This window comes from Blautia caccae (assembly GCF_040095955.1).
Lineage (GTDB): Bacteria > Bacillota > Clostridia > Lachnospirales > Lachnospiraceae > Blautia > Blautia celeris.
In genome coordinates, this window is sequence record NZ_JBBMFP010000010.1 from 95,630 (window position 1) to 108,936 (window position 13,307).

Annotated in this window: 10 protein-coding genes; 1 reads left to right on the forward strand and 9 read right to left on the reverse strand. The window is 45.5% G+C overall.

What is annotated here, in order from left to right; genetic code table 11:
* Positions 1-2 precede the first annotated feature (2 nt).
* The 8 genes from WMO65_RS12760 to WMO65_RS12795 form a co-directional block, all read right to left on the reverse strand.
* On the reverse strand, positions 3-1,601 hold the full coding sequence (locus WMO65_RS12760) for a response regulator transcription factor (RefSeq protein ID WP_187370610.1): 1,599 nt from the start codon (positions 1,599-1,601) through the stop codon (positions 3-5).
* Positions 1,576-3,363: a sensor histidine kinase gene (locus WMO65_RS12765; protein ID WP_148392841.1), complete on the reverse strand. Its 1,788-nt coding sequence runs from the start codon at positions 3,361-3,363 to the stop codon at positions 1,576-1,578. The genes WMO65_RS12760 and WMO65_RS12765 overlap by 26 nt, the downstream gene beginning before the upstream one ends.
* Before the next feature lie 7 nt (positions 3,364-3,370).
* Positions 3,371-4,273, reverse strand: coding sequence for a carbohydrate ABC transporter permease (locus WMO65_RS12770; protein ID WP_033139191.1), 903 nt, complete (start codon positions 4,271-4,273; stop codon positions 3,371-3,373).
* A 10-nt stretch (positions 4,274-4,283) separates the two neighbouring features.
* Positions 4,284-5,207, reverse strand: coding sequence for an ABC transporter permease (locus tag WMO65_RS12775; RefSeq protein WP_033139190.1), 924 nt, complete (start codon positions 5,205-5,207; stop codon positions 4,284-4,286).
* A gap of 144 nt (positions 5,208-5,351) precedes the next feature.
* Complete coding sequence (locus WMO65_RS12780) at positions 5,352-6,857, reverse strand: ABC transporter substrate-binding protein (protein WP_148392840.1); 1,506 nt, start codon at positions 6,855-6,857, stop codon at positions 5,352-5,354.
* A 366-nt stretch (positions 6,858-7,223) separates the two neighbouring features.
* Positions 7,224-7,397 carry a DUF4250 domain-containing protein gene (locus WMO65_RS12785; protein WP_081960325.1) on the reverse strand — a complete coding sequence of 58 codons (174 nt, stop codon included), beginning with the start codon at positions 7,395-7,397 and terminating at the stop codon, positions 7,224-7,226.
* 15 nt (positions 7,398-7,412) lie between these two features.
* Positions 7,413-9,995 carry an ATP-dependent chaperone ClpB gene (gene clpB / locus WMO65_RS12790; protein WP_033141394.1) on the reverse strand — a complete coding sequence of 861 codons (2,583 nt, stop codon included), beginning with the start codon at positions 9,993-9,995 and terminating at the stop codon, positions 7,413-7,415.
* A 193-nt stretch (positions 9,996-10,188) separates the two neighbouring features.
* On the reverse strand, positions 10,189-11,571 hold the full coding sequence (locus WMO65_RS12795; RefSeq protein ID WP_148392839.1) for an RNA-binding domain-containing protein: 1,383 nt from the start codon (positions 11,569-11,571) through the stop codon (positions 10,189-10,191).
* Between the two features lie 433 nt (positions 11,572-12,004).
* Here WMO65_RS12795 and mscL point away from each other — a divergent pair, with 433 nt between their 5' ends.
* Positions 12,005-12,403: a large conductance mechanosensitive channel protein MscL gene (gene mscL, locus WMO65_RS12800; RefSeq protein WP_103732781.1), complete on the forward strand. Its 399-nt coding sequence runs from the start codon at positions 12,005-12,007 to the stop codon at positions 12,401-12,403.
* 234 nt (positions 12,404-12,637) lie between these two features.
* On the opposite strand, the gene WMO65_RS12805 is transcribed toward mscL, so the two are convergent.
* Positions 12,638-13,222 (reverse strand): 50S ribosomal protein L25, encoded by a 585-nt coding sequence (locus tag WMO65_RS12805; RefSeq protein ID WP_054351991.1) that lies wholly within the window; start codon positions 13,220-13,222, stop codon positions 12,638-12,640.
* Positions 13,223-13,307: the final 85 nt, after the last annotated feature.

A 13,307-nucleotide genomic window follows, 5' to 3' on the forward strand; every position in this document is an offset into this window, starting at 1 on the left:
TTTTACTGGTTTATTTTGAATTTTCTGCGGTATTCCAGGGGCGAGAATCCTGTGTTCTCCCGGAACATTTTTGTGAAATAGGAGAAATTGCTGTAACCCACATAGATGGATACGGTATTGATGGGCAGACTGCTCCGGGTCAGCATATTTTTTGCCTCCTCCACCCGTTTCTGCATCAGATAGGCACTGATGGAAATACCGGCCTCTTTTTTGAAGATTCTGGACATATAATCTACATTCAGATACACAAGCTCTGCCAGAGTCTCCCTTCTGATGTCCTGCTGGTAATGTGTGTCGATGTATTCTTTTAGCTGGTCTGCCACAGATTCACTTTTGTTGATATATTTCGTATATTCCACGGCAGCAGTCACCAGATGGGAGGCAAACTGCATGGCGCCGTCCACACTCTCCAGGGCCTCCTGGTAATACTGTTCGTTCTCACTTCCGGCAAACAGCAGATGGGCCTTGATCTCCCTTGCGGCAAGCCAGGAATACGTTATCTGGGTAATGTCCATGCGGAAGCTTTTCAAAATGTCACGCGTGATCAGTTCACGCTCCGCAAGCTCTGTGAGATACTGCCGCATGCTGTTAATCAGAGCTTCCGGTTTCTGCTCGCCGAGAAGAGTCTCCCACACCGTGCGCTGTTTATTCTGATAGGCAATGCAGGGCTGCCGGAAATCGGACAGATACAGGACTTTATCCCACACGGTCAGACTGTTGTCCCGCATCTCCTGTAGTTGGGCAAGGCAGTCCGCCAGATCACCGATCCCGGTGCTGCTGCCGGCTCCGCACCAGATATCCATCTGCATGCGCTCCCTCAGCAGATTCCGGAAGGAGGAAAATACGCCTTCCTCACTGAGCCGCTCCAGGTTCCCTGCAGTGCCCCGGCATATGACCGTATAGCTGTCTTTCCGGCAGGGCAGGACAGTTTCCACAGCCACCTGATATTCCTCAGCCAATTCCCCCAGAATATTTTTTATGATAAATAAAAGAATGTTTTCATCCCAGTGCTCTCTTTTTTCTCTTCCCCCTCTGCCGGACAGGTGCAGGAGCACAGCCAGAAATCTGTCCTCCGGTTTATGATCCAGATGTCTTTTGCTGATTTCCTCCTCTATGGCGGATTGTTTTATCCTGCCGGTGAGCAGCTCAGACCAGAAGTTTTTCAGAAGGATTTCCCTGTTCTGCTCCCAGATTCTGCTCTCCTGACGATAAGCCTCGTAATTTAGCGCAGCCTTTACCCTGTCAGACGCTTTCTGAATGGCAGCGGTGAGTTTTTCAAAGTCTATGGGCTTCAGCAGATAATCCACACTGTCCAGGGCAATGGCACGGCGCGCAAAATCAAACTCTGCATAGCTGGTAAGAAATATAGCCTGTACCTCATACGCTTCTTTGCGCACCCATTCCATAAAATCAAAGCCGCTGCCTTTCGGCATGACAATATCACTCACGATCACATGGATAGGCATAAGTCCCATGACCGTCTGTGCCTGCTGCATGGAGGATGCCGTATAAATCTGCCCTATATTCAGCAGTTCCCAATCTACATTTTTCTTGATACTCTCTATCACATATTCCTCATCGTCCACCAATAACAGATTCATAAGTACCTCCCTGAACGGTTTTGTCTGCCTCCTTCTTCCCATGCTCCCGGAACGGGATATGGATATCCACTATGGCACCCTGCAGGGGACTGTTGTCAAAATTGATTTCCCCCTGTCCGCCGTAGTAGTAATGAAAACGCTTCAGGCAGTTTTCAATCCCCACATGACTGCCGTTCTCGCTGATTCCCTTCCCCTGCCTAAGCCTTTCCAAAACATGCTTGGGAAATCCCTTTCCGGTGTCAGAGATATACAGATTGATATATTTCCCATCTTCCCTGTCCTCCGGAAATGCTGTAACTGAGATCAATATCTTCTCTTCCAGTGTCAGTGCATGCTTCGCCGCGTTCTCCACAAAGACCTGCAGCATGAAGGGAAATATCTCCCCGTTTTCGACCTCCTCATCGATCTCAATATAGTATTCAAAGCTGTCCGGATAGCGCAGAAGCAGTATTTTCAGATAGTCTTCGCAGTGCGCTGTCTCTGCCTTGACAGGCACCAGACCACTGGTGCTGCGAAATACATACTGGAGATAATCTGAGGTAGTCTTTGTCATCTTCTGCGCATTGCCGTACTGCTTGAAATCAATCATGCTGTATATAAAATTCAGACAGTTCAGATAAAAATGAGGGCGTATCTGCAGCTTCAGATAATCCATCTCTATCTTCTGCTTCTCTAATTCCTGCTCATACAGGGTAATCTTCAGGCGTCGGATCTGATGTATCATTCTTTTAAACTTGCCGTCAATCTGCTCCAGCTCCATCAGGTTGTTTTCCGTGATGTGGAAGGTATAATCATCGTCATCGTATTTTGTCAGATTATCCGTAAATTCCCTCACCGGCTCCAGCAGATACTTTTTCAGGTATAAAAGGATCGCGGCTCCGGCCAGGACCAGTGCTGCTGCCAGGACTAAAAGGAATCCCAGACTGCCCATCATGACGCCCAGTATCTTGTCCCCTGATATCTTCATCTGAATGGTAAAGGGTGCCTGTTTCAGATTTTTGCTGAGTGAGTATCCGCTGTTTGCCTCCCTAAAATCCAGCTCCTGTTCTATGCCTTTGCTGGTGATCTGACCCGCCACCCGGTTCCTGGCATCCACCAGGCGCACATATCCGTCATCGCCTACGATGGTGTCAGTGAAAGGCTCCAGAATACTTTTTACATTCACAAAACAACCCATGTAAACATCCTGGTTCTGGGCTATTTTACAGATATAGTTTTCCTCGCCGCAGTCCATTTGGTTCCACTTTTTCTTGACCGAGTAGGAAGTGTCTGCAATGAGCCCCAGCTGGTTTCTCACTGCGTCTTCCAGGTCTTTATCAATATCATATCCCACCCCTGTCATAGTGAGCATGGTAAACATATCATTTTTCTTCAAATACAGGAAAAAGTGGTATTCTGTGCCATACTCCCACGCATAGGAGAGACAGATTCTCCGCAGGTTACTGACTGCATTATTTATTTTTACGGGGTCACCGGAATGCTCCATGATCTCAATATAGTCCCCCAATACAGAATACCCCTGATTCTTCTCCATGATATTGGAAAACAGGCTCCGGCTGATCCGCAGGAAACGGTTGTCCAATTCATCGGTATAGAGCTTTGACATTTCGTCCATCTCCTGTATGGCCTGCTTTCTGGTTCTTTCAAGCAGCATGGCGCTGACGCCCACGTACACAGCCAGCACCACCATGAGAATAATAAGGATGGCCTTCATCTGCTGGGCCATATTTTTTTGTTTTCTGTATTTCGGAACTTTCCTCATGCGTTTTTTATCCTTTCACTGCCCCCAGAGTGATTCCCTCCGAGAAATATTTTTGAAGGAATGGATACACAATAAACAGCGGCAGCATGGCTATGAACGCAATGGCCATTCGGATGGATGTGGTGGGAAGCTTGGCGACCTCCGCGCCGATATTCCCCACAACTTTGCCGCTTGCCAGGTATTGGATATCCGTGATCATCTGGTTCAGAAGGTTCTGTATGCCGAACAGCTTCTGTCCCTGGTTTCCTGATAAATAGTATAAACCATTGGTCCAGTCGTTCCAATAGGCAAGTCCGGAAAAGAGTCCCATGGTCACAAGAATCGGCTTGCCCAGAGGCAGCACCACACTGGTAAATATCTTCATATGCCCTGCCCCGTCTATCTTGGCAGCTTCAAACAGGGCATCCGGTATGCTTGTAATGAAATAACTCCGTATCATCAGCACATTGTTGGCGCTCAGAAGAAGGTTGGGAAGAAGAAGCGCAAAAATCGTATTTTTAATATGCAGGTAATTCACATACATCAGATATGTAGGTACCAGGCCGCCATTGAAAAGCATGGTGAAAAATACGAAAAAGGTCAGTGCCCTTCTGTGGGGAAGGGTCTTAATGGTCAGCGGGTATGCCATCAGCGCTGACAGACTGATATTCAGTATAGTGCCCACGACCGTCACAAATATGGTGATCCCATACGCGCGCAGTATTTTTTCTCCCTGCTTGATAATATACTGGTAAGCGTAAAGACTTAATTTCTCAGGAAAAAATGAGTAGCCGTTGCGAATCAGTGTATTTTCATCTGTGACGGAAGAAATGAACACCAGTACAAAAGGCAGTATAATGACCAATGTCATAAGAATCAGAATTATATTGATGAAAAACTGATACCGTTTTTCTTTTGCAGAATTTTTCATTTCTCTCCTCCTAAAACAATGCCTGTTCTTTATCTACTTTTCTCACGACCCAATTGCTCAGCATAACAATGGCAAATCCCACAATGGACTGGTACACGCCTGCCGCGGATGACATACTGATATTTCCCCGCTCAATGAGCGCTCTGTACACATAGGTGTCGATCACATTGGTCGTCGGAAAGAGAACCCCGGAATTCATAGGCACCTGATAAAACAGGCCGAAATCCGAATAGAAAATACGTCCGATATTTAACAGAAGCAGAGTGATAATGGTGGGTACCAGACTTGGCAGGGTGATCTTTGTGATCTGCTGCCATTTTGTTGCACCGTCCAGGCTGGCTGCCTCATAGTAGGACGGGTCAATGCCGATAATAGAGGCAATATAGATCAGGCATCCGTACCCAACGCCCTTCCAGCAGTTAGCAAATACCAGGATAAACGGCCAGTATTTAGGCTGCTGATACCACTGCACCGGTTCTTTTCCCAGGGCGCTTAAAATGGTGTTGTTTATCAAGCCGTTCTCGGAACTGAGCAGTGCATAAACAATGTAGCTCAGTATTACCATGGACATGAGGAAAGGCAGCAAAATGGCGCTCTGGTAGAGCTTTTTCATTTTATTGTTCCGCACTTCACAGATCAATATGGCTACCGCAATACCTACTATCATATTTACGGCAATGAAGGCCACATTATAAAGCAGTGTATTTCTGGTAATGATCCAGGCATCCTTTGACTGGAATAAAAACTTGAAGTTATCCAGTCCGCACCAGGGACTTGCAAATATGCCTTTTGCAAAATTCAGCTTTTTAAAGGCAATCACAATTCCACCCATGGGAATATAGTTGTTGATCAGCAGGTACAAAAGTCCCGGCAGCATCATCAGGTATAGGGGCCAGTGTTGCTTGTAGACACTGAGCCTGGATTTTTTCTTCATATTTCTCCTCCTCTGTCTTATGAATGGTTTCTTTCCGGCAAAAAGGCTGCCGCGCTAAGAGCTTTTTCTGTTTCCTAGAGCGACAGCCTGCTGTCAAAAATGATCCTGTCTATTTATTGTTGACGGGCAGAGAATAAACAGTAACTATTTATTCTCTTCCAGCCATTTGTCAAACTGTTCCTGTTTTGCCTGGATGATCTCGTCAATTCCGGCTGCCTGAAGAGCATCCAAAAACTCCGGCAGATACGTTTCAGGGTCAGCAGAACCGCTGTTCAGTGAACCGGTATACTGTTTTACAACATTGGCCAGCGCCGCTACCTGACTCTCATACTGGGTGTTGTCAAAGCAGAAGCCGACTGCCTTTGACTCTTTTGCGGAATCGTTGAATTCCTCCATCTTCTCCCAAAGCTGCGGGTCAGAGCCTGTCCACTTATGTGCGATGAACTGGTTCGGCAGCTCCCAGCCCAGATTCAGGCTGTATCCCACATTGTCGGCGGTGATGCCTTCCGGGTAGTTGATGATGCCGTTCTCCTCATCCTCTATGACATAATCCACACCTTCCTCACCCCAGTTCAGCAGATTCATGATCTCAGGGCTTCCATAGATGTAATCCAGAGTTTCCATGGTCTTTTCCGGGTTCTCTGAGTTCTGTGCAATGGAATAGATAATACCGTTGTAGGTCTGGCAGTTTTTGATCGGATAGTCCCTGAACGGAACAATCTCAAAATCATATCCGGTTGAGCTTTTGAATTCCACAGGAGTTCCCGGATGATAGGCAAAAAACAGAGAAAACAGATTGCCTGCCTTGCAGACGGTACGCCAATTTTCTGTATCTGTTCCGGCGTCCTTGCTGATATATCCCTTCTGATACCAGTCATAGAGCATCGTGGTGGTATCCTTATACCAATCACTGGCGAAGAAATTGGTGATGGTGGTGTCATTTTCCTGATCCATGAGTACGCCCAGATAGTTGGCATCTGACAAGGGGTCCCCTCCGAACAGCCTTGTCAGCGGCGTATCCCCCTCATTGATGGAAAACAGCATGGTCATGTCCGGCTCCCCTGCTTTGACTGTCTCAAAAACAGATTCCATATCTTTTGGTTCTTTGATGGCGGATGTATCTATACCGTACTTCTCCACCAGGTCTTTTCTCATGAAGACAGCAGGGATACTTCCTCTTTCGATCTGGTTTGGTACGCCGTACAGAAAACCATCCACTGTATTGCTGTTCAGTACATCTTCGCCGTAAATTTCCTTCAGGTTCTTACCGTATTTGTCCACCAGTTCTGACATATCCATGATCTGTCCGCTGTGCATGTACTGGATAGCATTTGTGGCATTTGTATAAAAGCAGTCGATTTTTTCATCTCCTGCCAGCATGAGCTGGAGCTGCTGCGCGGCGCTGGCCCAGGGAAGCACCACAATGTCCAGATTGGCATTCACTTCCTTTTCCAGAATCTCATTGATCTTTTCCTCGATCCGCTCTTCGTCGGCGGGCTGGCTTCCCTGCAGTACCATGGTCACGGTATAAGGTTCCTTTCCGCCTTCCCCTGATGCTGTCTCCTTGCCCTCACTGCCGCTTCCGCCGCAGGCTGCCAGTGACAATACCATGGCTGCTGTGAGTATGGCAGCTGCTATCTTTTTCTTCATGTGATTTCCTCCTTCATTTCTGTTCCTTTGATACGTCTATCTTATTCTTTTCCCTGTTTCTTTTCTATAACTGGTCTGACTTAAAAATATCACTCATTTGACTCCTCCGCGCGTCCGAGGACATAAAAAAGCCTGTATACCCCATTTGTGTCACATGGTATACAGGCTTTTTCCTGTTTCAGTCCACACCCGTACTTTCACGGAGTGCGGCATAGCTTATATTGCTGTAACTGTTCAGTCAGGTCTGCGCATTTACTGCGCTGACCGTGCAAAAGAGTAGTGGCGGCAGGTATTCGCCCCATCGCGAAGCGATTTTTAATGGGCGAATACCCGTAACGATTCAGCTGGCTGAATCGTTACATATTGCTAAATAAACTGATTTACATTTTCATCATAGGCGTAATCAATGGCGCCCAGCTTTTTCTCCAGTTCTTTTCTGTCAAGCTGCAGATCTTCGCACATGTCATCCAGAGAGGAATAGAAATCCCTCAGCTTCATGTTTGCAAAGCTTAAAAGCATCACCGGATCTTTTGGTATCATAATCTCTCTCACCTCTTATGCCCTGCGGGCTGTAAGTTCACCATTTTCCACATCAATGACAATGGTGTCCTCTGTTCCCACATTGCCGGAGAGAATGAGTTTTGCAGTCAGTGTCTCCACGTATTTCTGCAGGTAACGTTTCAGAGGACGCGCACCATAGATGGGGTCGTATCCGCCCTCAATAATATAATCTTTTGCGGCATCTGTCAAGCGTAAAGACAGCTCCTGGTCTTTCAGCCTGCGGTTCAGATCCTCCACAAGCAGGTCCACAATACCGCCGATGTTCTCCTTGGTAAGCGGCTTAAACATGATGATCTCATCCAGACGGTTTAGGAATTCCGGACGGAAATGTGCCCGCAGATCCCTGTCAACCATATCTCTGGCTTCCTGGCTGATCTCCCCGTTTGGCTCAATGCCGTCCAGCAGATAGGTGGAGCCCAGATTGGATGTCATGATCAGGATGGTATTCTTAAAGTCAACGGTACGTCCCTGGGAATCTGTGATACGGCCGTCATCCAGCACCTGAAGCAGGACGTTGAAGACATCCGGGTGTGCCTTTTCAATTTCATCAAACAGAACTACGGAGTAAGGTTTCCTTCTGACAGCCTCTGTGAGCTGTCCGCCCTCCTCGTATCCCACATATCCCGGAGGCGCTCCGATCAGACGTGACACGGAATATTTCTCCATGTACTCACTCATATCAATACGCACCATGTTCTGTTCGTCATCAAACAGGGTAGCTGCCAGTGTCTTGGCAAGCTCTGTCTTACCGACACCGGTTGGCCCCAGGAAAAGGAAGGAACCGATTGGTTTTGTGGGGTCCTTGATGCCGGCTTTGGAGCGGATAATGGCATCTGTTACTTTCTGGACACCCTCATCCTGACCGATGACACGCTTGTGCAGTTCATCCTCCAGGCCCAGGATCTTTGTCTTTTCCCCTTCTGTCAGCTTGGCAACAGGGATTCCTGTCCAGCGGGAGATGATTCTGGCGATCTCCTCATCTGTGACACTCTCGTGTACCAGGGATAGATCCTGACTCTTTACTTTTTCCTCTTCCACCTCTAATTGTTTCTGAAGTTTCGGAAGTTCGCCGTACTGCAGCCTTGCCGCTTCATTCAGGTCATAATTTCTCTGAGCAACCTGAATCTGTTTATTCATATCTTCTATCTGCTCGCGCAGTTTGGAAAGCTTTTCCACGGACGCTTTTTCATTGTCCCACTGGGCTTTCTTACCGTTAAATTCGTCGCGCAGCTCTGCCATATCTTTCTGCAGATCCACCAGACGGTCCTGACTGAGACGGTCGTTTTCTTTTTTCAGAGCCGCCTCCTCAATCTCCATCTGCATGATCCTTCTGCGCAGGTCATCCAGTTCTGTCGGCATGGAATCCAGCTCTGTCTTGATAAGCGCACATGCCTCATCCACCAGGTCAATGGCCTTATCCGGCAGGAACCTGTCGGAAATATAACGGTTCGATAAGGTAGCTGCCGCTACCAGGGCACCGTCTGTGATCTTGACGCCATGGAAGACTTCATACCGCTCTTTCAGACCTCTCAGAATAGAGATGGTATCCTCAACTGTCGGCTCATCCACCATAACGGGCTGGAACCGGCGTTCAAGTGCCGCGTCTTTTTCAATATACTGACGGTACTCATCCAGAGTGGTGGCACCTATACAGTGCAGTTCACCTCTGGCCAGCATGGGTTTCAGCATATTGCCTGCATCCATGGCGCCCTCTGTCTTGCCTGCACCTACGATCAGATGAAGCTCGTCGATGAACAGTATGATCTGTCCCTCACTTTTTCTGACTTCCTCCAGTACGGCTTTCAGACGCTCCTCAAATTCACCTCTGTACTTGGCACCTGCTACCAGCGCGCCCATATCCAGTGCGAAAATCTTCTTATCTTTTAACCCTTCCGGCACATCCCCCTGAACGATTCGCTGCGCCAGGCCCTCCACAGCGGCAGTTTTACCCACGCCGGGTTCACCGATCAATACAGGGTTATTTTTTGTTTTCCTGGACAGGATCCGAATGACATTACGAATCTCTGCATCCCTGCCGATCACCGGGTCAAGCTTCTGCTCCCTGGCTTTTTCCACCAGGTCCTGGCCGTATTTGTTCAGTGTGTCATACGTGGCCTCCGGATTGTCGGTAGTCACCCGCTGGTTGCCCCGCACAGTGCTCAAAGCCTGCAGGAAACGTTCTTTTGTAATCCCATACTCCTGCCAGATTTTTTTCATGGACGGGCTGGGGTTGTTGACCAGTGCCAGAAACAGATGCTCCACAGAGACGTATTCGTCTCCCATGGCTTTTGCCTCATCCTCAGCGCTCACCAGGGCTTTGTTCAGATACTGCCCGATATACGGCTGACCGCCGGATACTTTGGTCCGGGCATTCAGTGCCCGCTCCACATTGTTCAGAAAGTGTTCTTTCTGAATTTCCATTTTTTCAATCAGTTTCAGGATCAAGCTGTCCTCCTGATGTAAAAGATTGTATAGTAAATGCTCCTGTTCGACCTCCTGATTGCCGAACTCATAAGCTGTCTTTTCCAAGTCCTGAACTGCCTGAAGTGATTTCTGTGTAAATTTGCTGATGTTCATAAAATCCCTCCATTCCGAGATTTGAGTTCTTTGTTATTTGTTCTAGTGCTAATATAACACTGTTTGTTAGCACTGTCAAGAGGTGAGTGCTAATTTATTGAATTTAATTTTCTGCACCTTTCCTTCCATCTGGCACAGCATCATGGAACTCATAGCCACCCCCAAGATTTTTGTAAACAAGCTGTTATAATGCTTACTCAAGAGCTTTCCAATAACCGGTCTTTTTAGAACCAACTCTTTCCACATATCCATTTTCTTTTAAAAATGTCAAATTATTTTCTACTGCCGTTTCACTAATCCCCAGTATTTGATGCAATTCCCTGGCAGTAATGTTCGGATTATCTCTTATTTCTGTTATGATTCTTTCTCTTCTTGCATTTAATCCTTTTTTATTCCCAACTTTTTTCCCAACCTTATTCCCGTATTTTTTTATTCGCTGAAACGGGATTGTAACAACAATCGAGTTTTCTCTAAAGGTAAATGCTTCCTTCCCATATGTTTCAATAATCTTAGGCACACCACGACCTGATTTTTCACTAATATGAAGCTGAAGAAAGATTTCTGACAGCTTTTCATTTACAGGGATTGATTCTCCCAGGAAAAAGCCTTCCAAAGTCTGCGCCGGTGCCAGTGTTCCTCTTGATAAAATTTCTATTCTATCTGAAAATACAGAAATCATTGGCTCGTTTCCGCTTATCCACAGATTATGCAAAATAGCATTTATGATTGCTTCTCTAAACGCTTTGTTATCGAACAATGGTATTTCCGTACGTTCCACCACACGCTCGCTCTCATCTGTCTGAATCAAATTTAATACATCCGCATATCTTAAAACCTCATCCAAACTGTAGAGCAGACAATTATTTCCAAATTCTCTTACAGAAAATAAATTGGAGCCTTTTGTCTCTCCTTCAAAAATTGATACTCTTAATGGAAAATGTGAATTATCCGAAAGCAACTGTGCCAACAGGTTATATTCTCCATCTTTATTTCTTAATCCGAGATTTTTTTCAAAGGTTTTCTTATTTAGTACAATCCCTTTTGAACCATAATATCCAAATAATTTTGAAAATGTCAGTTCCTGATATTTCGCCGGTAATGTTTCAATGGTCTCCACTCTTCCGTCCAAAATTTTGAACAATTGGATTTCCCGTTTCGGATAATCTTTCAAATTTGCTTTAGAAGAACCAATACGAATATATCGCTTTTCTTTAAAAGCTGTCGGGATTTCCTGTGCTGCAGGAATCACTAAAACAACAACCCTCTTGTCATTTATAGTTGCTTCCTCAAACGAAAAATTGACGCTTGGAGACAGATTCCTTGCCAAAAAATTTTGGTATGGCTCTTTGTTATGGTCGCAATACTGATTAAATGTTGTACCAACAATTTCATGTGTCTTATCATTAACACCCCACACAAAATATGCCTGAGCCTTATAATGAAATGCTGCTGCATTTGACAAAGCTGATATATATTCCCCCAAGCCTTCCGGCTGAAACCAATTTTCTTTAAATTCAAACCATTCCTGTTCATTGTTATACGCACATAAATCTAAAACCAATTTTTCGACATTCATAAACCATCATCCTTTTCCCAACTTTTATTCCCAACTTTTGTATTATAGCACATTGGGATTAAAGTTGGGAATATTTTGTGCATTTTTCAAAAAATTATTCTTAAAAACTATGAAATTATCACAGCCAAATAGGAATCTATTCTCTCTGCCCCTGCTGTCAAACTCCCGCGTAAATGCGTGGGGAAAGCACTCTGTCATACGGAACAGTGGTCATCACGCAACAAACATCCTTATGGCGAGAAAATGGCTGACCAGCGGATAAGCGAGCTCCTTAACCGCATGAATGGCTCGAAACAGCATCTCCATATCAAATAGCATAGTTGATTTTCTGCAGTCAGTTTTTATCTATATGAAATATTATCTTTATTTGGAAATCATCGAAATATATGGTATGCTTAATTAAAAATACAAAAGAGAAACCAGGAGGTACACCATGAAAAAATTTATAGAGGAGTTCAAGTCATTTGCACTCCGCGGCAACGTTATGGACATGGCCGTCGGCGTCATAATCGGCGGCGCTTTTTCCGGGATTGTGACATCTCTGACGGACAATTTTATTAATCCCATTTTGAATTTTCTGACCGGACATGCAAAATATAATGCACAGGATATTGCCGGATTTGCCTCAGCTTTTGTATCTGCTGTTATTAATTTTCTGATCATGGCATTGATTTTATTCTGTCTTATGAAGGGAATCAATAAATTTCTCTCTTTTGGGCAGAAAAAAGAAGAGCCGGCAGCCCCGGCAACAAAGGTATGTCCTTTCTGTAAAAGTGAAATTGCAGTTGATGCTGTGCGGTGCCCTCACTGCACATCTGAACTTTCAAAATAGCAAAGCATGGTTATGGGCCGGCACATGCATGCCATACTTTTTCACAAACCCCATAAGCCTGCGCATATTCCAGGAGAAACACACCCGGATATAAAGCGGCCGGACACCACGCTTTCCTGAAACAGATCGACCACATTATACAAATCATAAACCGTCCATGAAAAATGCCATAAGCCCCTTACCGTTACACGCGGCAAGGGGCTTATGGCATTTTTTAAGTTCCATGTTAAAACACTATTCCTGTGTTTCCTCTTCCTCTGTATCATCCGGCAGTGAATTGTGTACTGCTGATACGCTCACAACAACGGCCTCCGGATCTGTCATCAGTTCAATATCCTTGTTCTGGCTGATCTCCAGATCCTTTACCCGGAGGGAATCACCGGCACGCATATTTCCCACATCAACGATTACTTTTTCCACCAGTGCTGCCGGAACCGCTTTATATGAAATTTCTTTTAAGATCTCCTGCAGAACTCCTTCTATCACATTTTCATGATTTAATAATACAACCTCAGCAACAGAATGTACTTTTTCATTGCTGATCAAAGCCTGAAAATCAATCTCCTCTACACACCGAGCCATAGCATTGTAATCGATTTCTTTAATCAGCGCATCATAGGTCTGTCCATCTATTTCCAGCATAACCTGTCCGCCTTTTCTTTCCGTCTTGAGGAGCTGCTCCACATCTCTTTTGGCTATCTTTAGCGGAATGGATCCCTGCAGTTCCCGTCCGAACAGGTTTCCTGTGACAAAACCTTCTCTTCTTAATCTCCTTGCTTTCACGTTCATGTTTCTTTTTTCAGCTTTTAAAGTATTCATTTATCTTTTCCTCCGAAAAACCTGATCGCTTAGCATGCCTCGTATGAGGTTGTTTTAAGTATTTCCTTTTGTTACAAGTTCATTA

Bases quoted from the DNA above. Each gene is read 5' to 3' on its own strand.
- WMO65_RS12775 (WP_033139190.1), bottom strand. From the start codon at position 5,207: ATGAAGAAAAAATCCAGGCTCAGTGTCTACAAGCAACACTGGCCCCTA.
- WMO65_RS12780 (WP_148392840.1), bottom strand. From the start codon at position 6,857: ATGAAGAAAAAGATAGCAGCTGCCATACTCACAGCAGCCATGGTATTG.
- WMO65_RS12770 (WP_033139191.1), bottom strand. From the start codon at position 4,273: ATGAAAAATTCTGCAAAAGAAAAACGGTATCAGTTTTTCATCAATATA.
- WMO65_RS12785 (WP_081960325.1), bottom strand. From the start codon at position 7,397: ATGATACCAAAAGATCCGGTGATGCTTTTAAGCTTTGCAAACATGAAG.
- WMO65_RS12795 (WP_148392839.1), bottom strand. From the start codon at position 11,571: ATGAATGTCGAAAAATTGGTTTTAGATTTATGTGCGTATAACAATGAA.
- WMO65_RS12765 (WP_148392841.1), bottom strand. From the start codon at position 3,363: ATGAGGAAAGTTCCGAAATACAGAAAACAAAAAAATATGGCCCAGCAG.
- WMO65_RS12805 (WP_054351991.1), bottom strand. From the start codon at position 13,222: ATGAATACTTTAAAAGCTGAAAAAAGAAACATGAACGTGAAAGCAAGG.
- WMO65_RS12760 (WP_187370610.1), bottom strand. From the start codon at position 1,601: ATGAATCTGTTATTGGTGGACGATGAGGAATATGTGATAGAGAGTATC.
- mscL (WP_103732781.1), top strand. From the start codon at position 12,005: ATGAAAAAATTTATAGAGGAGTTCAAGTCATTTGCACTCCGCGGCAAC.
- clpB (WP_033141394.1), bottom strand. From the start codon at position 9,995: ATGAACATCAGCAAATTTACACAGAAATCACTTCAGGCAGTTCAGGAC.